22 protein-coding genes are annotated in these 21353 nt (G+C 54.9%); 9 read left to right on the top strand and 13 right to left on the bottom strand.

From position 1 onward, the window contains the following. Positions 1–124: 124 nt before the first annotated feature. The 4 genes from A8O26_RS27995 to A8O26_RS27980 all read right to left on the bottom strand — a co-directional run bounded on the left by A8O26_RS27995 (position 125) and on the right by A8O26_RS27980 (position 2828). The gene (locus A8O26_RS27995) at positions 125–883 is read right to left on the bottom strand and encodes a collagen-like protein (protein WP_064120835.1); all 759 of its coding nucleotides are present in this window, start codon (positions 881–883) and stop codon (positions 125–127) included. Next, the gene (locus A8O26_RS27990; RefSeq protein ID WP_064120834.1) at positions 876–1157 is read right to left on the bottom strand and encodes a DUF1145 domain-containing protein; all 282 of its coding nucleotides are present in this window, start codon (positions 1155–1157) and stop codon (positions 876–878) included. Before A8O26_RS27990 ends, A8O26_RS27995 begins: the two co-directional genes overlap by 8 nt. A 163-nt stretch (positions 1158–1320) precedes the next feature. Further along, the gene (locus A8O26_RS27985) at positions 1321–2043 is read right to left on the bottom strand and encodes an OmpA family protein (protein ID WP_007918595.1); all 723 of its coding nucleotides are present in this window, start codon (positions 2041–2043) and stop codon (positions 1321–1323) included. Positions 2044–2132: 89 nt separating this feature from the next. Beyond that, positions 2133–2828, bottom strand: coding sequence for an OmpA family protein (locus tag A8O26_RS27980; protein ID WP_064120833.1), 696 nt, complete (start codon positions 2826–2828; stop codon positions 2133–2135). Positions 2829–3027: 199 nt separating this feature from the next. Between A8O26_RS27980 and A8O26_RS27975 the strand changes: the two genes are divergently transcribed. The 5 genes from A8O26_RS27975 (at position 3028) to A8O26_RS27955 (ending at position 6886) form a co-directional block, all read left to right on the top strand. Beyond that, complete coding sequence (locus A8O26_RS27975) at positions 3028–3525, top strand: DUF6231 family protein (protein ID WP_064120832.1); 498 nt, start codon at positions 3028–3030, stop codon at positions 3523–3525. Between the two features lie 4 nt (positions 3526–3529). After that, positions 3530–4009, top strand: a complete 480-nt coding sequence (locus A8O26_RS27970) for a YchJ family protein (protein ID WP_064120831.1) — start codon at positions 3530–3532, stop codon at positions 4007–4009. A 16-nt stretch (positions 4010–4025) separates the two neighbouring features. Beyond that, positions 4026–5690: a recombinase family protein gene (locus tag A8O26_RS29610; protein ID WP_081265270.1), complete on the top strand. Its 1665-nt coding sequence runs from the start codon at positions 4026–4028 to the stop codon at positions 5688–5690. 396 nt (positions 5691–6086) lie between these two features. Beyond that, a complete protein-coding gene (locus A8O26_RS27960; protein ID WP_064120830.1) occupies positions 6087–6392 on the top strand; it encodes a hypothetical protein in 306 nt (101 codons plus the stop codon). A 59-nt stretch (positions 6393–6451) separates the two neighbouring features. Beyond that, entirely contained in the window at positions 6452–6886 is a 435-nt protein-coding gene (locus A8O26_RS27955; protein ID WP_064120829.1) for a response regulator, read from the top strand. A gap of 1201 nt (positions 6887–8087) precedes the next feature. Here A8O26_RS27955 and A8O26_RS27950 read toward each other — a convergent pair. The 8 genes from A8O26_RS27950 to A8O26_RS27915 all read right to left on the bottom strand — a co-directional run bounded on the left by A8O26_RS27950 (position 8088) and on the right by A8O26_RS27915 (position 15529). Beyond that, positions 8088–8642, bottom strand: a complete 555-nt coding sequence (locus tag A8O26_RS27950) for a tyrosine-type recombinase/integrase (RefSeq protein WP_064120828.1) — start codon at positions 8640–8642, stop codon at positions 8088–8090. A gap of 127 nt (positions 8643–8769) precedes the next feature. Then, entirely contained in the window at positions 8770–8985 is a 216-nt protein-coding gene (locus A8O26_RS27945; RefSeq protein WP_064120827.1) for a hypothetical protein, read from the bottom strand. Positions 8986–9277: 292 nt separating this feature from the next. Beyond that, the gene (locus tag A8O26_RS27940; protein WP_064120826.1) at positions 9278–9601 is read right to left on the bottom strand and encodes a hypothetical protein; all 324 of its coding nucleotides are present in this window, start codon (positions 9599–9601) and stop codon (positions 9278–9280) included. 473 nt (positions 9602–10074) lie between these two features. Beyond that, positions 10075–11052, bottom strand: coding sequence for a hypothetical protein (locus A8O26_RS27935; RefSeq protein ID WP_064120825.1), 978 nt, complete (start codon positions 11050–11052; stop codon positions 10075–10077). Between the two features lie 476 nt (positions 11053–11528). Beyond that, positions 11529–11807 (bottom strand): hypothetical protein, encoded by a 279-nt coding sequence (locus A8O26_RS27930; protein ID WP_064120824.1) that lies wholly within the window; start codon positions 11805–11807, stop codon positions 11529–11531. Beyond that, positions 11807–14074 (bottom strand): hypothetical protein, encoded by a 2268-nt coding sequence (locus A8O26_RS27925; RefSeq protein ID WP_064120823.1) that lies wholly within the window; start codon positions 14072–14074, stop codon positions 11807–11809. Before A8O26_RS27925 ends, A8O26_RS27930 begins: the two co-directional genes overlap by 1 nt. Positions 14075–14444: 370 nt before the next feature. Continuing rightward, on the bottom strand, positions 14445–14813 hold the full coding sequence (locus A8O26_RS27920) for a hypothetical protein (RefSeq protein WP_064120822.1): 369 nt from the start codon (positions 14811–14813) through the stop codon (positions 14445–14447). Next, positions 14810–15529: a hypothetical protein gene (locus tag A8O26_RS27915; protein WP_155740695.1), complete on the bottom strand. Its 720-nt coding sequence runs from the start codon at positions 15527–15529 to the stop codon at positions 14810–14812. Before A8O26_RS27915 ends, A8O26_RS27920 begins: the two co-directional genes overlap by 4 nt. Positions 15530–16311: 782 nt before the next feature. Here A8O26_RS27915 and A8O26_RS27910 point away from each other — a divergent pair. Further along, positions 16312–16806, top strand: coding sequence for an LEA type 2 family protein (locus A8O26_RS27910; protein ID WP_064120820.1), 495 nt, complete (start codon positions 16312–16314; stop codon positions 16804–16806). Beyond that, positions 16803–17012, top strand: a complete 210-nt coding sequence (locus A8O26_RS27905) for an SEC-C metal-binding domain-containing protein (protein ID WP_064120819.1) — start codon at positions 16803–16805, stop codon at positions 17010–17012. Before A8O26_RS27910 ends, A8O26_RS27905 begins: the two co-directional genes overlap by 4 nt. Before the next feature lie 257 nt (positions 17013–17269). Here the strand turns inward: A8O26_RS27905 and A8O26_RS27900 are convergent, their stop codons facing one another. Then, positions 17270–17827: a cysteine hydrolase family protein gene (locus tag A8O26_RS27900; protein ID WP_064120818.1), complete on the bottom strand. Its 558-nt coding sequence runs from the start codon at positions 17825–17827 to the stop codon at positions 17270–17272. 146 nt (positions 17828–17973) lie between these two features. Between A8O26_RS27900 and A8O26_RS27895 the strand changes: the two genes are divergently transcribed. Continuing rightward, positions 17974–18618 (top strand): glutathione binding-like protein, encoded by a 645-nt coding sequence (locus tag A8O26_RS27895; RefSeq protein WP_064120817.1) that lies wholly within the window; start codon positions 17974–17976, stop codon positions 18616–18618. 191 nt (positions 18619–18809) lie between these two features. Further along, a complete protein-coding gene (locus tag A8O26_RS27890) occupies positions 18810–21260 on the top strand; it encodes a penicillin acylase family protein (protein WP_064120816.1) in 2451 nt (816 codons plus the stop codon). The last annotated feature ends 93 nt before the right edge of the window (positions 21261–21353 follow it).

Raw genomic sequence — 21353 nt, 5'->3', positions numbered from 1 at the left:
ACGCCGACTTGAGATATCGGCTCTGAATCCATAATCGACTCGGTTTTTCAGGTCGATGGATAGCGTGAGTCACCTCGGTCGGCCCCCTCTCCCTCCGGGAGAGGGCTGGGGTGAGGGTCTGCTTTTACAAGCGCTGCACCGTCACAGCCCCCGCCGCCCCTACAGGCCCAGGCTGTCCATCCGCCCCGGCCTTGCCGTTCTTGCCGCCATCGGCGCGATATACCAGGCAGCCCTTGGACTTGCCGCCCTTCCCTGCTTTACCGCCAACACCCGCCGGGCCACCGTTGCCACCGGTCACATTGACCTTGATCAGCTCAGCCGGAAACTCGCGCGGCACTTCAAGGCGCACCAGCGCACCCGGTGCACCCGGTTGGCCGTCACTGCCATTACTGCCATCAAAACCGTGACCGGCCGAGCCATAGGTGCAGCCCGGGTCTTCACCGTTACCGCCATCCAGGCCAACAAAACCCGGCGCGCCGGTGCCGCCACGGGCATCGACCAACAGTTGCGGCGCGTTCAATGCCTTGAATTGCAGATTCAGATTACGCCCTGCACGGGCGGCTTTTTCATAAGTCCCCGGCGCCCCGCGCGCGGTGATCTGGCTGCCTTCGCTCAGTTCGGCGCGCGCCACTTTCATCTCCAGCGCCTGTTCGGCCGGAACGATGGCGATGCGCGCTTCATGACCCAAACGCAACTCGCCCACCGTCAATTCGGTCAGGTTGGCGGGAATCAGCAAGGTGCCGTAATCGGCCACGTCCAGGCGTTCAAGCTGCAAGGTACTGGTGGTATTGGGCAAACGCATCAGCGAGTTGGTTTCAACACTGACCACTTGGGCACAGGCCAGTGGGCTGATCAATGCAGCGAGCAAGCAAAGTTTACGCATGGGAAGAAGCCTCCGGAGCGGCCGGGGCCGGGATGGATTGCAGGTGGAAAACGCCAAACAAGAGGATGCGACCACGGTCACGCCAAGGGTGCGAGCGCCCCTTGAGGCTGCGATTGCACAGCAGCAATTCGAGCACATGGATCAGCAACAACAGACCGCCAGCCAGATTGACCAGCAGATGCAACGGATGTACGAACGGCACCAGTTGATTGGCCAGTACCACGCAGCAGAACAGCAGGGTCAACAACCGCCCCAGCCCCCAGAACACTTTCATACGCTCCCCCGTGTTGCGAATTATTCTTTGGACGCACAGTAACGGCTTCTGCGGGGGATAAGCCAGAGGGGTAAATGAAAAAACTTTGCTCGATCGCCAAATGGCTGCCGGGACGATGAGAATCATCGCCCGGCAGCTCTAGCCCGTGCACTACAGACACGTCCTAACGATTGATGTGTAACTCCACACGACGGTTTTGCGCGCGGCCTTCGTCGGTCGCGTTATCCGCCACCGGCTCGCTCTCGCCACGCCCTTCACTGGTGAGTTTGTTCGGCGCCAGGCCCTGACTCAGCAAGTACGCCGCGACACTGCTCGCCCGTCGTTCCGACAATGCCTGGTTGTAGGCATCGGAACCTTTGCTGTCGGTATGGCCGATGACCTTGATGCTGACCACATCGGCATTGCGCAATTTATCCATCAGCGTATCGAGCTGGGCTTTCGCCGCTGGCGTCAGGTCGGATTTGTCGAAGTCGAACAGCACGTTGCCGGCATCGCTCAAGGTGATGACTTCAGTTTGCGGCGCAGGCTCCGGCACTTTTTCGGTGACCGGGTATTGCGGCAACGGGCAACCACGGTGATCGACCGGGGTGTTTTCCGGGGTGTCCGGGCAACGGTCGCGGCGGTCGAACACGCCGTCGCCGTCTTCATCGCCGTCCTGGGCATAACAGATCAGTCCGCCGGTCAGAATTCCCAGCGCTGCGCCGCCACCGGCCCAGCCGCCACTTTCAATGGCGCCGAGACCGCCACCGACCAGCCCGCCGATAAGGCTGCAGATCGGCCACGTACGTTGATTGAGGGGTGCAGTGCCATCGCTGTGGGTGGCGCAACCGGTGAGCAAGCTGCCTAGCAGTAGCACCGGCAAGACGGACCTTGAGAAAACAGTCATTGTGAAAGCTCCTGTGTCACCGGCCCATACCGGTTACACAGGAGTAAAGACCCGCATCCGCGACTGCACAAGCCGCGGATGCGAGAGGTTTAGCGGACGATTTTGATTTCAGTACGGCGGTTTTGCGCGCGACCGTCAGCGGTTTTGTTGTCGGCAACAGGCTGGCTTTCACCCAGACCGGACACCGAAACGAAGCTGGCGCGTGGCACACCCTGCTGGATCAGGTATTCCACCACCGAGTGCGCACGACGATCCGACAGTTTTTTGTTGTAGGCATCGCTGCCCACGCTGTCGGTATGACCGGTCACGGTCAGTTGTGCAGTCGAGGATTCCTGTTTCAGGCGCGTGGCGACCTTGTCGAGAACCTGTTTATCAGGGCCGGTCAGCGTGGCTTTGTCGAACTGGAAGTGCACATCACGGATAACAATGGTTTCTTCCTTGACCACTACAGCTTCTTCGACCACGGGTGCAGGCGCTGGTGGTGGGCAACCGTCAGCGTCGACTTGCACGCCTTTAGGCGTGTGCGGGCACTTGTCGCGACTGTCCGGCACACCATCGCCGTCTTCGTCGCCATCACCGTGCACCCAGCAATAAGCCGCTGCCGTACCACCGACCAGCAACGCGCCATAGCCGGCCCATGCCGAACTTTCGGTGGCACCGAGACCGGCGCCGACCACGCCACCGACCGCCGCACAGGTCGGCCAGTCGGTTTTCTGCAAACCTGCGCAACCAGTCAACACACTGGTTAGCAGAATCAAAGGTAATGCTGTCCGAACTATGCTCATCTGGTTTTCTCCTGAGGGATCGGCTTAGAACCGATTCAGGGAGTAAAGACCGGAGTTTTAATCTCCGCCAGCAATAGGCCACCGCTGTTTGCGACCGTGTTCACAGGACTTTGGTGCTTTTGCCGCAAACCCGCGAGACAGCGCGCTAGGCTCCGGTGGTGGAGCGCGCTAGTCTTGGCGATCTGATTGAGGAGCTTCGATGAACGTCGCCATTTCTTCGCGCACGCCACAGCAGGCGTTGGCTGCTTTACTGGATCGTTATGCCCCCGCGCGCTTGCTGCTGATCGGCGCCAGCGAGTTTCCGGCGTTGAGTGCCTTTAAACAGGCGCATCCGGACACCGTCGTCGCGCATGCCGCACCGGGCGCGTTACCCGCCGAGCTGGCCGCGCGACGTTTCGACCTGGCGCTGGTGGTCGATTGTCTGGAACATTTGCCCAAGCGCGATGGCCTGAATCTGTTGGGCGGCATCCGCAATCTCAACGCCAGCCGCATCGCCGTGCTGGCGGATTTGGCGGCCAGCGGTTGGCAGGAAACCGACTTTTATTCGCTGGCATTGCAAGCCAGTGAGCGTTTCCAGCGCGATGATCAAGTGTTGACCCTGTTCACCTACGATCTGCTTGACTACAAACAAGTCCCCGACTGGCTCAACTCAAGGTTCTGGGCCAATCCGGAAAACTTCGGGAAATACTGGTGGTAATGCAATGAGTACAGCCATTTGCCCTTGCGGCAGCGGCAATCTGCTGGATGCCTGCTGCGGTCACTATCACGACGGCCATCCGGCACCGTGCGCCGAAGCCTTGATGCGTTCGCGCTACAGCGCGTATGTCTTGGGCCTGATCGACTATCTGGTGGCGACCACCCTGCCCGCCCAGCAAGCGGGTCTGGATCGGCAGTCGATCAGCAACTGGAGCGCGCAGAGCACCTGGCTCGGTCTTGAGGTGGAAAGCTCGGAAGTCTTCGGCGGTCAGCCGGAACACGCCTTCGTCACCTTCACCGCACGCTGGCACGACGATCAGGGCGAGCACAGCCATCGCGAGCGTTCTTCGTTCGTGCAGAACTCCGGCCGCTGGTACTTCATCGACCCGACAGTGCAATTGAAGCTGGGGCGCAATGACAGTTGCCCGTGCGCCAGCGGGCAGAAGTTCAAGAAATGCTGCTACAACTACCTACAAGGAAATTGAATCAGTAGGTAGCACGATGTCCAAGGTTTTCTCGTACATCAGATTTAGTAGCGCGAAGCAGTCAGCGGGAGATAGTGAAGCCCGCCAGATGAGAGCCGCGAAGGAGTTTGCTGTAGAGCGCGGACTTCAACTCGCAGACCCAACTGAATATCTGTTCTTCGACCGTGGTCGTTCCGCCTACAAGGGAAAACATCTAGACGACACAGGCGAGTTGGCGCGATTCCTCGCCTTCGTAGACGACGGCACCATTCCGCCCGGTAGCTTCTTGGTGGTTGAGTCACTGGATCGTCTTTCACGTGAAAAGGTGCGGGACGCCCTACCCCGCTTCCTCGATCTACTCGCCAAGGGAATCAACGTTTACACCAGCACGGACAAGCGTCTGTATACCCGTGAATACAACGAAATTGACCTGATCATTTCGATCATCAGCATGTCTAGGGCGCACGAAGAAAGCGCCACCAAAGGGAGCCGGGTCTCATCTGCGTGGCGGAAGAAACAGGCTGATGCTCGTGCCACAGGCAAGCCGCTAGGAAAGCTCAGGCCGCTTTGGCTGGATGTCACCCCGGAGGGTTACACCCTCAACCCTGACCACGCTCAAGTGGTGCGACGGATCTTCGATCTCTCAACGCAAGGACATGGATCACGCAACATTGCAGCCACGCTAAATCAGGAAGGCATACCGGCGTTCTCTGCGGGGCGAAAGAACTTCTCTGGCCTCTGGGGATTCAGCACCGTTCGCCACATCCTAGATAGCCGCACCACACTGGGCGAGTATCAGCCCCACATCTTCATCGACGGCGTCAGGACGCCAGACGGCGAACCCATCAAGGGCTTCTTCCCGGCTGCGGTCGATGAAGAAACCTTCTACCGGGCACAGGCTGCACGAGGCTCCCGGCGGCTGCACAAGATCACGAAACAGACGACCAACTTCAACGTAATGGCAGGCATCTTCTTTTGCTTCAATTGCGGGGCTGCCATGCACCTGCAAAGCCAGAGAGGCCATAAGTATTACAAGTGCAGCCATAGCATCCGTGGAATGTGCAGCGCGGGAGTTGTCAGCGCCACGCGCACCGAAACTGTATTCAGGGAAATCCTCGCAAAGCTGGATTCATTGAGCCTTGTTCAAGGCAGTTCAGGGGCCATACGTAAGAAGCTGGACGTTGCGGAGGGTCGTGGTGAAGAACTGCGAGCCAAGTTTGCAGCCGCTGAGGATGCACATAACGAATATCCAAGCAGGACAACGGCGAAACTGCTGCATGAGCTGGAAAGCCAACTCGCAGCCGTTGACGTAGAGAAAGACACACTTCGTCAGCAAATGGCGGTTGACCGAGTGGTGAGCAAATCCGACTTTTTCGAGAAGCTAGACGTAACATCATTCGAAGGACGTGCAGCAGCGAACAACCTGACTAAACGGCTAGGCACGAAAATCTTTGTTCGGAAGAACGGACGCTGTAATGAAACGTATTTGATCAGTGTGACTGCGGCTGATGGATCAGAGCCGTCAATCATTGGCGCTATCACCCACAGGAACAAGAAGATACGAATCGACAGTGCATCGGAAGCGTTTGACGAACTGCAAAAGCTGCACGGGGATTCGCCAAACTGGCAGCGGGCAGCGAAGCACTGGATAAAGGAAATCAAAGTACCAGCCGCACCAGAACTGAAACGTCAGCTCCGCTGACGGGGATCACCCTCGACCGTAGGTCATGACTTACTCAGCAGCGGGAACACCTCAACGGAAAGGGTTCACCTCGACCAGATACACCATCTACACAACTCAGCTTTTGCCCTTGATCTTATCTTGGGTGCAGAAACGACAGCGAACGCTGTCAGGGGTTACTCGTGACCGAAGGTCACAGGGGATTACACGTCAGCTCCCGCTGACAACGTGAAGGGCAAAATCAAGAGCTGGGCTTCGCCTTTTATAATGCGACTCTATTCCACCATAGCATTACAACTGTAATTCTAAGACGATTGAAGCATAAGCCACACCATCTGTCTTGCCCTCCTTGATGCTCTCGCACTCGAAACGATACTGTACGCACATACAGTATTTGATTTGGATCTGGTGTGTGCGATGGAAAACGATTTGATCGATGATTCTGGGTTTGAGCTGGGGATGCCCACCATTGAGGACATGCTCCGTCACGAGTGTGATTTGCTGAACTCAGAACTTGAGGTGACCCGGCGTGACCTACGCCGCGCCCATCAAACCATCGGCGGGATGATCGTCATGCACCAGACGCTGAGCAAGGAGCTGGCTGCACTCAAGGTTGAACACAAACGGATAAGCCTGCGCCTGAGCCAGTTCTACGAAGCTGACAGGAAAACGAAACCGACGCTGGGGTACAGCTACGGCGACCACCTCAATCGCAAGCCGTAGACCAAGCGCACCAAAGGTGAAAGACTCCGAAGATCACAACTGAGCCGAGCCGGTTACGCATGGAAGTTATTTTCGACGGCGTATTGCCCATCGATGGTGAAATCATAGTTGTCGAAGACGAGGTCACGCTGTGTGAACTCACGGCAGACATCCTGAGTGAAATCGGCGCCAAGTGCGTAGCGTTCACCAATGCAGACGACGCCCTTGTTTACCTTTTGCAGTCGCATGCCAAATGCGCTCTCGTAATTGTTGATCACGGGTTGCCGGGGCAGATTCAAGGAGCGGAGCTGGTAGACATGATTGGGGTCAAGTGGCCTGCGATCCCGGCAATCATCACTAGCGGCTGGACGGCTGAATTTCTCAATCTTCCTGCGGATACGCGATTTCTACAGAAGCCTTGGTCGATTGAAGGACTGGTAACCACCGTAGCCGAATTACTTCAACCGGGCGTCCCCGTCACCAAAGTCTCACCGCACTCAAGCGGGCAACATTGAAGGGCCAGGTTCAACGTGTGACGTGAAAGCCCCACATCCCGAAAAGAAGTGAGCATTTCCGCCCATCGAAACGAGCACTGATCGCGCCCTCTATATAGAAGGATTTTTGTGAAAGGGTTCGGTTGCGCAAAAAAAGATGTACGTCCAGAAATCAGTGACAAAGGACTAACGTCAGCGGATTGACTGCATTCTCACTTTCGTTACACCGAGTTATCCACAGGCAGTACATTGCAACACCCACCAAAAACACATTATCTTGTGGTCGCCTCCCTACGAAACCCTACATGCTGGGGTTTACGCCTCCTCTGACTCTCATTTTGTGAGAACGCTCTTTAATCGGAGAGGATCGCTTCGTCTCAAAAGAGCAACGGAGATCGTAATTAATGGCCCATTTAGGCCCCTAAGAGGCCCTCAGACGCGCTTTGACATAGTTATGAGGGGTCGGTGGGCGACTAATTACGAAAGATGCGTATAAAGCACCTCAGAAGCCTTGCGGTGCAATCGAAAATACGATTACAATTCAGCAGACGCAAAAAAGCCGCCCATTGGGGCAGCTCTGTTGAAAAAGTTCACGAGCAGCTATGTCACGTTTTCTCAGGACAGACACAACTGCTCGCCTCTTCGACCTGCGTTAGCACCGTCAAGAGAAGGACGCCATTTAACCGAATTGATGCCACTACGTCAATCGGTGTGTGATCGGTGGTCATTCCGGATCTTGATGTGTGCGATCAACCTGTACGCACATAGAGGAATGTCCATTATGGATAGCTTTGACCTTAGTAATGTAGGCAAGAAAACCGTCCCTGTCCGTCAATATCGCCGGTTTCGTTTCGGCGAGTGGGAGGACGTCTGTCACCACCACCGTAGTCCGCCTCGTTAAGGCGTAGCGTTAAGCCACCAAGCTTGCGCTGATTTGGTGGCCCTACCCGCGACATTTCCAGAACCAAGACCCCGCCAAAATTCACTGAGCACTCTCGCTCAGCTTCTGCGTTTCCGTCTGAAAAATAATGTTGGCTCAGTCTTGCCTGCGCTGTTAAGCGGTGTGCGATAGGGGCTTATCTAAACGCTGGAAAAGTAGAAATAACCTGACGCCCAGTAGCGCTCTCAGACGCCGTCTAAGGCACGCAATCCTAGAGACGATGCGAGCTGACATAGACAGCAAAGCCCGCTCAAGGCGGGCTTGGGTGCAGTCTTGCAATGGTTAGAACACGAACTCGTGGTAAGTGGCATCAACCTCGGCTTGAGTGATACCGATGTAGGCCATGGTGACAGCAGGACTGCTGTGATTCAGCACCCTACAAATCAGTTCGATTCCCTTACCTGCGCTGTACATGAGCCAGCCGCGTGTCTTCCGCATTGAGTGCGTGCCAAGCTGGATACTCATCTCATCACCTACAGCCTTGAACGCAGTGGCTACAGCTACCCGGCTTACGGCCTTGCCCTTGGCTCTGTTGCTGTTCACTTGAAACAGGAAAATGTGATCAGGGTAGGCCTGACGACGACGGGCAATGGTCGCCTTGGCGCCACTGTTCAAATCGATTTGGCGGGTCTTGCCTGTCTTCGCTTCCTTGATCACCAGCTTGTCACCTTGCACATCCTCAAAGGTGAGCGTGAGCAAATCGCTAATACGGAGTGCGGTGTTGATACCGAACTCCCAGATGTCCGCATACAGGGTGTTGCCCTTGGCGTTCAAGGTGAGCTTGCGGCTAACTGTCCTAGCCTCACCTTCTGTTTTTACCGCCTCAACGATATTCATTCTAGTTAACACCCTGCTCAGTGGATGGCGATGTGTTAATTAGAGCACGGTAGGCAGAGCCAAGGCAAGGATTTTAAAGGTCTGGCTAATTTACACAATTGTATTCTGTTAATTAGAGCGCAGGTTACTACCCTCCCCGCACCGTGTTGATTGCATCGGTCAGAGCCTTGGCGTGCAAATCCAATCCTTCGAGCGCCGCTAGGGCGTTGCCAGCGGCAAAGTGTCCTCCTTGGCTAATAACCCATTGGCTGATTTCTTCCAGTGCGGCGGCGAGAGCGTGTTGCTGGTTGAGGATCAGCGTCAGCGCGTCAGCCATTGCAACAGTCTGATTTTGGGAGGTCATTGGTGGTCGTCCTTGAGAGGTGGTGCAGGAATCGTAGCTCAGCCATTGGTAGGCTGAGATTGGAGAGCGTGCTTTTGCAGAAATCGGTGTTTCCGGCTCAAAACTGCCGTTTTGGCGTAGAAACCTCGGATTGAAGCGTTCTCACCGGAGCGAGCTTGACCACTTTCACCAGACCCCGCGTAAACACTGGCTTATAGCCTTGCCCTATCAATGCAATATTCCTGATAGGAACAGCTGCACGCAGGGTTTTAGGGGGGATTCGCCCCGGTTGTTTCGAGATATGGCCGAGGTTTTACGACATAAGACCAAGGCGCTCGCTGAGCGTCATTTTGAGCTTGGGATTTAGAAACGTTTTGCTCACCGGCTCTAAGTTGCCACATTGCACAACAAATGAAATTTCTTTGATGCGTGCGTGGAGTGCGGCTTCGTAGATCTCTACTAATGCAGCCACCTTAAGCTCTTCCACATCCCCACTCTTCAACACTTTGGTCTTGGTGCTGCTGACATCTGTGCAGTCCCTCCATCCGTGAGTCTCTAAGTGCTGATCGAATAGTTTGCGATGTTCTGTATCAGTGTTCTGTTTCAAGTCAAACGAAAGCAGCACGTGAGTTTGCATATCAATTATCTCTTGGTTGGGCGTTTTGGCGGTTTGAACAGACCTTATACCCAGTTCCGAAAGTCTGCAAACTTATTTTTCAAACAAGCTGCTCGGCTATAGTAACTATGTCAACACCCAAACCGTTACTTATGATCAACTGGTGACATAGTTGTGTTGATATAGTTATTATTGCCGAACTCGAATAATGATTATTCAGACGATGGGACTACCTGATACGCCGGGGTCAATCACTGGCCTCGCCAGATGGGGATAATCATTATAGCTACGCTATGGCGCAATCTCAGTGCTCTAGAACTAGCTTGGGGGCGGTGTTTCTTACCCACGAATTTGACCCGTTGCGAGCGTCTAACTCAACGGTTCTGGGTGAATGGGATCAACTTTTGACGACATGTAAAACTAGAGCAATGGGTGTGGTGTGCGGACTTTTCCCCGCGAAAAAGAAAGCCCCACCATCTCTGGCAGGGCTTGGGTTACGCAGCACGTTGAGACATTCTTTGACTACGAGCCTCAATCTGTTCTGGTGCAAACGGATCATAGACATCCACCTTGTCGAAGTTCTTCATCTTGGCTGTTGAGATTGTCAGTGCCTCAACAACGATATCCGCCAGCTCTACCAGCACCGTATCCGTTACTTCGATACCGTGCAGAATGTCAAAGAAGAACCCTTCGACATCGTCTATGACAAAGCTGTCATGGGTGAAGTACCGAGCTGTCTGTTCAATCTGTTCCAGCGCCTCTAACACCGGGGCAAGGTCTGGACGGTACTGCACGACACGGCCAAATTCCGAGAGCGTCAAGTCCATGGGTGACTTGTATCCACGATATCCAAACATGAACACTTTCTTCTCAGTCAGTGATTCAAGCACTGCACGTAGTTCATTCGCCGTTGAACGTGGCTCATCGAAGACTTTCAGGTACTGACGGTGCGCTGGGTCGTCGCGGCTCAGAAGAGGCGTCAACAGGTCTATGTAGGACTGCTTCGTACTCGGCTGTAGCTTGGCTACCTTGTTGAAGGCTTCCCACTCCTGCTGACCGATGCACTCAATCATGAGCTTTACGATCTCAGCGTCAGACATCCAGCTCTGCACATCGTAGCGATTCGTCTTGTGTGCCGGACTGATGAAGTCCCCACCACCGAAGTAACGGTTACCGTGCTTCCGGTTCAACGTGCCGTTGCCAAGGACAAGGTTCTGGGGCGTGAACTTGCCGATGTGGGGCATTCCGTGCGCTGGATAGACGTGACAGAAGTGATAGTCGGCGAACGGTCTAGACGCCGCACCGTTGGTAGTCATTTGCAGCTTGTGCATCCCCAGAAGTTCTAGCAATTCCTCAGCGGTAATGTATTGAACAATCTGCACCGTACCAGCTTGTTTGGCGTGACGGAGTAGAAGTTGAACGAATACGTTGCTGACGGGGAACGGTTTAGGCTTACGTTTCTTGCGGCTCACTACCCTGACAGACTTATTACGTCTTGCTCGTTTGCAGTCATCACTGCATGTCAGCGTGTTCCGGTGTACAGGGAGAAACTTTGCTCTACAAACGGTGCATGTCTTACGTGTGTCTCTTTTATTGGATGTTCTTACCGGTGCTGCTAGCGCCATCTAGGTACGCTCCTGCTTCTAGTCTGTTGGTGCCATGAATGGCAACGTATGAATGTCGGCAAGCCGAACCACAGAACGCTGTGGCTTTGAAAGTTAGAAAACCATTACCGCAGTTTCTGCAATGGCAAGTACGCTGGTTACGTAGTCCGCGACTCATGCTGTAAGCTCCTGTAGTGCGTGATGAGGATCGCTATCTAACGATACGACCCAGACTGTAGTTCCGCGCTTATCTACGCCCATATGGCGCCATACTGGACGCCTCAGTAGTTTGGACAGTTCGAAGGCAACTCTCATTGCCTCCGCTGCGTTAGTGAAGATTTGTTTCATTGTTTGTGTTCCTTGGGGAGTTGAGAAAGCTTCAAGTCGATCCGCTTATCAATCCATGTGTGAAGGCTTTCACGTTCTTGCGAGCGTTCCAACTGGAGTTGGTTATATCGCAAACGTAGTGCCTCATCGGTGTAAGCGTTGGCGTTACGCTCTGCCAATTGGGAATACTGTAACGCCATATCGTTGTTGTGATTGAAGAGCCAGACCGTTAAGCCTGTTGCAACAGCAATCTGTACTACGAAACCCAATGCAATAGTGCGAATGATTTTGTTCATTATTCGACCTCGGTCTGTGACGCTCGCGCCGTTCTCAGCATCTGGCTAAGTTTTTCATCAACCTTTTCAGACACAGCATCACCGATAGCGTTACCAAGCTCTCTGCCATTCGGATCAAGAGCATTGACGGTCACGTCCACTTTGATGTCTGTATGCATTGATTGATCAACGTTGCCAGTTGGCTTATTGATCACGCCGCTATTAGGGTCAGATGGCAACAACCAGTCACTTGGCAGCAACGTTTGTTTACGTTGTTGCTCAGACGCGACCATGATGTCTTTCGCAGTGAGCGGTTCGGGCATACGGAACTGGCGAAGTTTACCGTCAGCCACATTCTCAGAATCTTTGCCAATATCGGGAGAACCAATGCGGAATACATCGAAACTCTCGCGTTGAACTGGGTTGATATGTCCGCCAGCCCAACGCTCTCTATTGTCCTTCGCTGCTGATTGATCATCTGCAAGAGATGCACCAGTGAACAAACGCCGAAGACCATTCAACAATCCCGGTCTTGCACGATCATCCAAACTTGCTTGTTCATTTGGTGATTCTGGCTTCAATCTTGGGCCAAGTGCTGCACCAACTGTACCCGGTAGAGCATTTGGATCTTTCTGCATGGCAGTTGGAACAGCATTACCGTTTGCATCGTGTCCGATTAGCATGCGAATCAACGAGGTGTTGAACTTGGTCAATCCTTGGTCGAACTCCATTAGCGTGTTCTTCAAAGGCTGCATTGCCGTATTCAATTCATTCTCTGCTTTGATTCGATCCAGAATCACTGCCTTCAGCTCAGCATTAGTGTTGACTGTGTTGTCATTCAGATAGGCTTGGTTTTCTGAACGCTGTTGATTCGCTGCAATGGAGTTCATCTGTCTTGCGAGAAGATCCAAGTTCGATTGCAGGAAGTTGGTCATACCCTGATCAAAGTCAGCAGCTTTAATCTTTCCATCGGTTACAGATTTCTTGAACCATCCTGCTTGCTCTTCAACTTTGCCTTTGAAGTTGAGACGTGTTGCGGCAGCTTGACGAATAGAGGCAGCCACTACACCACCAACAGCATCGAACAAATCGTTTACATCGGAGCCTTCCGGCTTTCCTTTTGCACGGATCTGGTTGAGCTGGTAAGCAGCGCGCTTCTGAGCTTCCTTATCGAGAGCAGCGGCACGGAAAGTCGCAGACTGATCTTCGAACATTTTGGTGGCTTGAGTCAGAGTTTTACCAAGTGCCAATTGTCCTTGGATGAACAGTGCAAAGGACTTGGCAGTCTCTACTGACACTTCCTGACCGTACTTGTTAGAGATATCGACAAACTGATCACGAGCAAACTGTTGGTTGTGGATGTTCTTACCACCGGCACTTTGGAGCGCGGTATTGAACTGCTCCGCTCCACTTGCGGACTCTTGACGCTGCGCGATGCGCTCACCCAAGTAAGTCACACCGCGTACAACGCCGTATAGAGCGGCTGTGACCGCTGACAGCCCAACAGCCATACCACCGAGACTAAAGGGCTTAGGCTCACTTTGGCGGGCCTTCCAAGCCTCGTGGCGCTCAGCCGCAAAGGCGAATCGCTGGCTTGATTGGTCGTGCTTAACCGCTGCTCGGGCTTCACGTACAGCAGCCGCTGCTTTGGATGCCTGATATCTCTCTGCCTGCCTGATACCGCGCTCACGGGCAGAAGCAAGCCCCGCCTCAGCTCTTTGCAGTGTTGTCTGGTGTAGAGCCGCTTTCTGTTGGAGCTGCACAGTGCGGGCTTGTCTCTTTTGCAGAATGTCTTGCAAACGTGCTTGGCGAAGAGCTGACTGCTCAGCAGTTGCATTCAACTTCGCTTTGCCAAGTTCAACCTTTAGGGACTCTTGCTGCGCCTTATGTTGCTTACTAAGGAGAACTGCCGCCTGTTGCTGGGATCTTAGTGAGTTGGTTTGTAGCCAAGCCTCCTGTTTAGTGCCTGCTGCAATCAAACGTTGTTGAGCCAATCCCTCAGTAAACTGTTGACGGCGAAGCTTGGACAACTTAGTTTCAGTGGCGAGTTCTTTGTCCAATGATCTACGGATCTCGGCATTGAGCTTAATTCGCTCCGATCCCAGGCCCTTACCGGATACTCCGAAAGTCTTATTCAACTGAGCCTGTAGTTGCTGGGCTTCTTTTCCAACACGTGCCATAGCAGTTTCAGCGGTCTTGAGCATTCCGAGAAACTTAGTCAGCGGCGCGCTTGAGACTTCAAATACCAGCTTACCGGTTAGGCGTGCAATTTCGTCTTGAACACTCATGAGCGGCTACTCCCTCGTCCATGACGGCCATGAACAGGGTGAAACAGTAGCGCGACATCTCGTTCAAACTCAGAATGTCGATGTCCGTAATGCTCAACATGAAATACAACTCCCCGATGGTCGAGGTATGCTGCAAACGCACTCAAAACCGAGCGACTTCCGGTGATTGTAAAGAACAACGCCCCGCTCTCATGGCGAATCCATTTATATGTAACTTTTACTGTGTGCCCGTGCCAACGATTAGCGAAGTCGCTGAACTGTGACACGAAGTCTCTAGTGCTGATGACTGTGGCATCGTGTACTGCGAAAATTGCGTGGTACTGGTGGGAGGCTTTATTCAGCCGTGCAACGGTGTTACTTGTTTGATCCATTATTGTCCTTCTGGGTATTCGATAAACACCCAGCTTCCGGCTTGGATGCCCGCGTGGGTGCATGGGAGTTGGTAGCTGTTACTCATCTGCTCGGGATGCATTTTGTTAAACTCAGCGCAAGCCTTGGTGATCGTAGCGTCGTCATGCTTGGTTGAATCCAACACCACAGTCATCACCCCAGTGCAACCACTTGCAGACTTGTATGCGACCTCCTGAAAGGCTGTAGGAGACGCTTTGTTGGCTTGCTTGTGAGTATGTACCGACTCATCGCTAGAAGCACTTACAGGAGCTTGTAGAGGCTCTTGCAGAAGTGGATTAGTTGGATCGTAGCGCTCTAACAAAATGCGTGTTGTTCCGTCGATTGTCATTTTGCGTTACCTTCGGCAGTCAAGCGGCCAGACTGGATTAGTTGGTCACGAAGCTTTGCACGGGAAGAGGCGAGTTCATCACGAACTTCTTGCTCACGGCTCAAGCGTTGTTTTTGTTCGGCCTGCTGACGATCACGCTCATCCTTGGCAAGTGACAGCGCAACTTGACGATCAATCTCAGCATTCAATGCTGCTTCAAGTTCTGCCTCGTAATCCGCCCTCACTTGCTTACAGAGCTGGGCAAGGTCTCTCTCCTGATCTCGTTCGGGCTTTTTCAAATACAGCGTAACGAATGAAGCCAATGGACTTTCCATTAGCATTGCAGTCGGCAGTCCCGCCATTGAATCAAGTGGGAGCCAGCCAGCTTTACGGTACTCATGGTAAACCTCTAAAGCCTCCGTCAAAGTGCCGGGAGTGAACTCGACAATTGCACCGACGATACCGGCACTTGGTTTCTCGATTCGTGATTCGTAGAAGCCTTTTGCGTTTTGGCAGCGTGCTCGGTATTCCGTTTCGGAAAAGACAAACTGCATTGGTGTTGCACTCATGGTGTTACCTCTCATTATTGTGGTTTGTGTTTCTTCGGTTGGTTTTGCGGGTTGCTTTGTTGCTCGGTGGTGGATCGACTTACATGTCGATTTGCAGAATCTTGCTCGCATGTTCTTTGACGGAAACTCGGTTTCGCAGACAATGCATTTTCGTAGTACGACAGCCATGGGCGTGTCTCCTTTTTAAATAGGTGGTATGTAGGTGTGTATGCTTGGTTGTGAGTGCGACTGAAAAATAGTTCGGGTAAACGAATCGGGTGGGACGGTTTGCGTCGCACCCGATCAAAGTGTCACCTTGAGTGTGTAGCGAATTTGGGGCGAGGGGAATGCTAGGAACCCCTCTCAACTCTTTGGCCCACCGGAGTTGTCTCGGCGTTGACACTCCCAAGGGGAGGAAGCCAGTTTGACAAGGAGTTCGACCGACTGCCCTGTCAGCAGTCTTGAAAGGCCTCGGCGCCTTGGTCTACAAGTAGTTGGCCCAGACTTGTGACTGGAGTCAGAAGGCATTCTGAAAACCTTCGGCCACACGAAAACCAACCTCAGCGGACTGGGTCGGTCTCAATGTTTGAATTTGGGTTGTTGCTGGTGTTGCGGAGGGGTGAAAGGAGACGGTAAAAACCTGTACCTCTCATTACTGAGTATAGCACAAATCTGCCAGATGTCAAGAATTATCTTGAAAAGTCAATAGCCGTTCGTCATTCTTGTCGCATAGATGGCTGTGGATGTCGCACTGACGTACGTTATCTGAGACCGATCCGAGGACGCGAGCGGTGCCGGCTGCTCCTACACGGCTTCAACCGACTATGCTTGCAACCAGATCACCCGAACGGCGAAACATTATCCTAATTTCTGGTAGTGTTTTGTTGCAACACATCAAGAAGTGCTGTGCAGGCTATTTCGGCGCTTAGATTCGTCGGCGACTAGACTGGGGCCAAAGGGAGTTTTACTCGATGCTCAGTCAATGGCGCACATTTCAGGTTTTCACCCTGATGCTGATCCTGAACCTCGGCGGTTGCGCGTCGTGGTTCAGCGATGACAGCGTCGACCCCGCCGTGCACCTGGTGAAAGTCGAAGTGGTGCGCGCCAAACTGCTCGAACAGAAATTCATCCTGCACTTTCGCATCGACAATCCCAACGACAGTGACTTGACCGTGCGCGGCCTCGAATACCGTATTCATCTGGCAGACATGCAGTTGGCTGAAGGCGAGTATGAACACTGGATCACCGTCGGCCCGAACAGCAGCGCGTCGTACAAAGTGCCGATCCGCACCAACTTGTGGCCGCAGGTAAAAGAGGTGGTGAAACTGCTGAAAAGTCCGAACCAGCAGATTCCCTATCGTTTGCAGGGTGAAATGGAAACCGGTTTATTCATCGCCCACTACGTGCACCTTGAGCGCAATGGCGTGATAATCCCCGCCGATTTAATTCCGGAGCAACACCGATGACCCAGCAACCTCATGTCCATGGCCCTGACTGCAACCACGATCATGACCACGACCATCATCACGAGCATGACCACGGCCATGTTCACGGCCCGAACTGCGGCCACGCCCACCAGGAACCGGTGCGCAACGCCCTGAAAGACGTCGGCCGCAACGACCCTTGCCCATGCGGCAACGGCAAGAAATTCAAGAAGTGCCACGGGGCGTGATGCCTTGGGCGGAGATTTTCTTCGCCTGACCTGCCGCCTTCGCGAGCAAGCTCGCTCCCACATTGAACCGCGTTCCGTCAGTTGAAATGCAGTCCCTGTAGGAGTGAGCCTGCTCGCGATGAGGCCGCCACATGCAACATCGTTGTCGCCTGACAGACCGCTATCGCGAGCAGGCTCACTCCTACATTTGACCGGTTTCCTTCAGTTGCAATGCAATCCCCTGCTCGCGAAGGGGCCGGCACATACGGTGAGGTTTTTCAGTCAGCCACCAGAATCTGTGCAGAGCTGACCACCGTCGCATACTCCCCGTGCAAATTCCCCAGCGACATCCCGTGCACCTCTTCGGCCGTACGCAACGTGCCGAAATAATCGGCCTTGTCGAAGGTGAAACAGGCATCCTCCGCCACCCAAGTATCGAACCCCAGGTTACCCGCCGTACGCGCCGTCGATTCCACTGAGTTGTTGGTCGCCACACCCACGATGATCAACTGCCCGATCCCCGCCTCACGCAACCGCGCCTCCAACCCAGTGGCACAAAACGCATCCGGCACCTGCTTCTGAATCAGCCATTCGCCATCCTGCGGCAAAAACCGCTCCTGAAACTCCACCCCTGCCTGCTCCGGCCAAAACACCGAATCCGGCTCACGCGACAGGTGCTGCACATGAATCACCGGCCTTGCGCTACGTCGCCACAGCCCCAGCAGATCAAGGATTCGCTCTTGCGCCTGAGGATTATTCCTGCGCCCCAAATGCGGCTGCAGGATGCCTTTTTGCTGGTCGATGATGATCAGTGCAGCGTTGGCCTGTAGCTCCATGGCGATTTTTCTCACGCGGGGTCATTGAATTCTGCGCAGTTCAGCATCACCTCTTCATGTTAAGCAAGCTATCGAACGCACACGGGACGACCTGACGCCGGCGTTTGCTGCCCGCACGCAAGTCCATTTCTGCTTTGGAGTTTTCCATGATCGACCTGTATTACTGGACCACCCCCAACGGCCACAAGATCTCCCTGTTCCTTGAAGAAGCCGGCCTGCCGTACAACGTCCATCCGATCAACATCAGCCAGGGCGAGCAGTTCCAGCCGCATTTTCTGAAAATCGCGCCGAACAACCGCATTCCGGCCATCGTCGACCATGAACCGGTCGATGGCGGCGAGCCGTTGTCGCTGTTCGAATCCGGGGCGATCCTTTTGTATCTGGCAGAGAAGACCGGGAAGTTTCTGCCCAAAGACCTGCGCGGTCGGCAAACGGCGCTGCAATGGCTGTTCTGGCAAATGGGCGGACTGGGACCGATGGCCGGGCAGAATCATCACTTCAGCCAGTTCGCACCGGAGAAAATTCCTTACGCGATCAAACGCTACATTGACGAGACGGCGCGCTTGTATGGCGTGCTGAACAAGCAATTGGCCAATCACGAATTCGTCGCCGGCAGCGAATACAGCATTGCCGACATGGCGATTTATCCGTGGATCGTCTCGCACAAGTGGCAAAGCCAGAACCTTGAAGACTTCCCGCATGTGTTGCGCTGGTTCAACCACATCAAGGATCGCCCCGCGACCGTTAAGGCCTACGCGCTGGTGCAAAAGATCAATCCACCGAAGGCTTGATTGAACGGCAAAAGATCGCAGCCTTCGGCAGCCCCTACAGGGGAATGCATGCCTATGTAGGAGCTGCCGCAGGCTGCAATCTTTTCCATTCGACAGAAATACGCAAATAACCCCCGCCCCCGCTTGCGCGGCCACCTCCTGCTCACTAACGTAGCGCCTTTACTGACGCTACCCCCCGCAGGAGCTTTGCCATGGCCTCGCCAGCCCTCACACATTTTCTTCCCCGGTTCGGCGTTGCCGCAGCAGTGGCCGGTGTTTTGGGCCTGTCCGGTTGCCAGACCTGGAACGCTCAGGACACCCTCCCACCGACCTCCGGCGTGCAACCGCTCAAGGGTCTGGCGCAGAACGTGTCGGTACGTCGCAATGCCATGGGCATGCCATTGATCGAAAGCAACACCTTCCACGACGCCCTGTTCAGCCTCGGCTACGTCCACGCCAGCGACCGCATCAACCAGATGGTCACTTTGCGCCTGTTGGCGCAGGGCCGTATGGCGGAAATGTCCGGTGCGTCGATGCTCGATGCCGACCGCTACATGCGCGCGGTCAATCTGAAGAAAAGCGCCGGCGAACTCTATAAAGCCTCGTCGCCACGCCTCAAGCGTTTCTTCGAAGTCTACGCACGGGGCGTCAACGCCTACCTGTTCCGCTACGCCGACAAGTTGCCGGGCGACCTCGCCTCCAGCGGCTACAAGCCGGAATACTGGAAGCCGGAAGACTCGGCGCTGATTTTCGCCCTGCTGAATTTCAGCCAGTCGGCCAACCTGCCGGAAGAAATTTCCTCGCTGGTGCTCGCACAAACCGTGACCAGCGACAAACTTGCCTGGCTGACGCCGTCCGCCCCCGACGAAAACCTGCCGCTGGCCGAAGCCGACAAGCTACAAGGCCTCAAGCTCAACGGGCAGATTCCCGGCCTGACTGAATTGAGCAGCGCCAGCCAGCAACTGTCGACGCTGAACCTGCTCGGCGCGACATCTTCGAACAACTGGGCAATCGCTCCGCAACGCAGCCGCAGCGGCAAGAGCCTGCTGGCCAGCGACGCCCATGGCCCACTGGCCGCACCGTCGCTGTGGAGCTTCGTGCAGATTCGCGCACCGAAATATCAGGCCGCCGGCGTCACCGTTGCCGGTTTGCCGCTGGTCCTCGGGGGCTTCAACGGCAAAGTGGCGTGGAGCATGACCAGCGTGCTCGGCGATAACCAGGACCTGTTCCTGGAAAAAATCCGCCGTCAGGGCAACAGCCTGACCTATGAGGTCAACGGCAAATGGCAGCCGCTGGGCGTGCGCAACGAAACCTACTTCGTCAAAGGCCAGCGACCGATTCGTGAGGCGGTGTACGAAACCCGCCACGGCGCGTTGCTCAACAGCGCCCAAGCGGCGGCGCAAGGCAGCGGTTTCGGTCTGGCCTTGCAGACCCCGAGCTTCACCGACGACAAATCGCTGGATGCATTTTTTGACCTGACACGCGCGCAAACCGTCGAGCGCGCTTCCGACGCGAGCCGTGAAATTCGTGCCATCGCGCTGAATCTGGTGTTCGCCGATGCGAGCAACATTGGCTGGCAGGTCACCGGGCGTTTCCCCAACCGTCGTGAAGGCGAAGGCCTGCTGCCATCGCCGGGCTGGGAAGGTCGCTATGACTGGGACGGTTACGCCGACCCAATGCTGCACCCATACGATCAGGACCCGGCGCAAGGCTGGCTCGGCACCGCCAACCAGCGCGTGATTCCTCACGGTTACGGCATGCAACTGTCCAATTCCTGGGCAGCGCCGGAGCGCGGTGAACGTCTGGCCGAACTGGCCGGCAGCGGCAAACACGACAGCCGCAGCGTGATCGCCATGCAATACGACCAGACCACTACCTTCGCCGCCAAGTTGAAGAAAGTCTTCGAAGCGCCGGGCATGAAACAACCGCTGAAGCAGGCGATCGATGCCCTGCCGGAAGCGGATCGCAGCAAGGCGCGTGAAGCGTTGACACGGTTGATGGCGTTCGACGGCAAGCTCAGCCCGACCTCGGCGGACGCAGCGATCTATGAGCTGTTCCTGCAGGAAAGCATGAAGCAGATTTTCCTCGACGAACTCGGTCCGGAATCCAGCCCGGCGTGGAAAGCGTTTATCGCCAATGGCGATTTGTCTTACGCGGCACAGGCCGATCATCTGTTGGGACGCGAAGACAGCCCGTTCTGGGATGACATTCGCACACCGCAGAAAGAGGACAAAGCGCTGATTCTGGCGCGCAGCCTCGCGGCAGCGATCAGCGCGGGCGACAGTCAGTTGGGTGGCGATCACCGCGCCTGGCAATGGGGCAAATTGCACAGCTACGCCTGGAAGAACAACAATGGCCAGACGGTGCGCGGCCCACTGGCGGCCGGTGGCGATCACACCACGCTGAACACTTCGGCGTTCGCCTGGGGTCAGGATTTCGCTACCACCCGCGCGCCGTCGATGCGCTTCATCGTCGACTTCAGCCAGACTGAACCGCTGATGGGGCAGAACGGTACGGGGCAGTCGGGGAATCCGGTCAGCCCGAATTACCTCAATGGCATCGATGCGTGGTTGAAGGGGCAGTACATCGGTTTGCCGATGCAACAGCAGAACTTCGACCGGGTGTACGGCAAAACCCGCCTGACCCTTACCCCTGGCAAATAAGCCCGACAATCAAAAGCCCCTCACCCTAACCCTCTCCCGGAGGGAGAGGGGACTGATTGGGGGTGGCTGGAGTCTTACGCCGACCTGAACCGG

The organism is Pseudomonas fluorescens (assembly GCF_001648775.1).
GTDB classification, from domain to species: Bacteria; Pseudomonadota; Gammaproteobacteria; order Pseudomonadales; family Pseudomonadaceae; genus Aquipseudomonas; species Aquipseudomonas fluorescens_M.
Note: the sequence above shows the minus strand (reverse complement) of the source record. Positions and strands in the feature narration are given on the sequence as shown.

Coding starts and splice junctions, on each gene's coding strand:
- A8O26_RS27945 (WP_064120827.1), bottom strand. CDS start 8,985: ATGACCTCCCAAAATCAGACTGTTGCAATGGCTGACGCGCTGACGCTG.
- A8O26_RS27915 (WP_155740695.1), bottom strand. CDS start 15,529: ATGGCTGTCGTACTACGAAAATGCATTGTCTGCGAAACCGAGTTTCCG.
- A8O26_RS27930 (WP_064120824.1), bottom strand. CDS start 11,807: ATGAACAAAATCATTCGCACTATTGCATTGGGTTTCGTAGTACAGATT.
- A8O26_RS27895 (WP_064120817.1), top strand. CDS start 17,974: ATGATCGACCTGTATTACTGGACCACCCCCAACGGCCACAAGATCTCC.
- A8O26_RS27925 (WP_064120823.1), bottom strand. CDS start 14,074: ATGAGTGTTCAAGACGAAATTGCACGCCTAACCGGTAAGCTGGTATTT.
- A8O26_RS27980 (WP_064120833.1), bottom strand. CDS start 2,828: ATGAGCATAGTTCGGACAGCATTACCTTTGATTCTGCTAACCAGTGTG.
- A8O26_RS27950 (WP_064120828.1), bottom strand. CDS start 8,642: ATGAATATCGTTGAGGCGGTAAAAACAGAAGGTGAGGCTAGGACAGTT.
- A8O26_RS27955 (WP_064120829.1), top strand. CDS start 6,452: ATGGAAGTTATTTTCGACGGCGTATTGCCCATCGATGGTGAAATCATA.
- A8O26_RS27890 (WP_064120816.1), top strand. CDS start 18,810: ATGGCCTCGCCAGCCCTCACACATTTTCTTCCCCGGTTCGGCGTTGCC.
- A8O26_RS27970 (WP_064120831.1), top strand. CDS start 3,530: ATGAGTACAGCCATTTGCCCTTGCGGCAGCGGCAATCTGCTGGATGCC.
- A8O26_RS27940 (WP_064120826.1), bottom strand. CDS start 9,601: ATGCAAACTCACGTGCTGCTTTCGTTTGACTTGAAACAGAACACTGAT.
- A8O26_RS27960 (WP_064120830.1), top strand. CDS start 6,087: ATGGAAAACGATTTGATCGATGATTCTGGGTTTGAGCTGGGGATGCCC.
- A8O26_RS27990 (WP_064120834.1), bottom strand. CDS start 1,157: ATGAAAGTGTTCTGGGGGCTGGGGCGGTTGTTGACCCTGCTGTTCTGC.
- A8O26_RS27905 (WP_064120819.1), top strand. CDS start 16,803: ATGACCCAGCAACCTCATGTCCATGGCCCTGACTGCAACCACGATCAT.
- A8O26_RS27975 (WP_064120832.1), top strand. CDS start 3,028: ATGAACGTCGCCATTTCTTCGCGCACGCCACAGCAGGCGTTGGCTGCT.
- A8O26_RS27920 (WP_064120822.1), bottom strand. CDS start 14,813: ATGACAATCGACGGAACAACACGCATTTTGTTAGAGCGCTACGATCCA.
- A8O26_RS29610 (WP_081265270.1), top strand. CDS start 4,026: ATGTCCAAGGTTTTCTCGTACATCAGATTTAGTAGCGCGAAGCAGTCA.
- A8O26_RS27985 (WP_007918595.1), bottom strand. CDS start 2,043: ATGACTGTTTTCTCAAGGTCCGTCTTGCCGGTGCTACTGCTAGGCAGC.
- A8O26_RS27910 (WP_064120820.1), top strand. CDS start 16,312: ATGCTCAGTCAATGGCGCACATTTCAGGTTTTCACCCTGATGCTGATC.
- A8O26_RS27995 (WP_064120835.1), bottom strand. CDS start 883: ATGCGTAAACTTTGCTTGCTCGCTGCATTGATCAGCCCACTGGCCTGT.
- A8O26_RS27900 (WP_064120818.1), bottom strand. CDS start 17,827: ATGGAGCTACAGGCCAACGCTGCACTGATCATCATCGACCAGCAAAAA.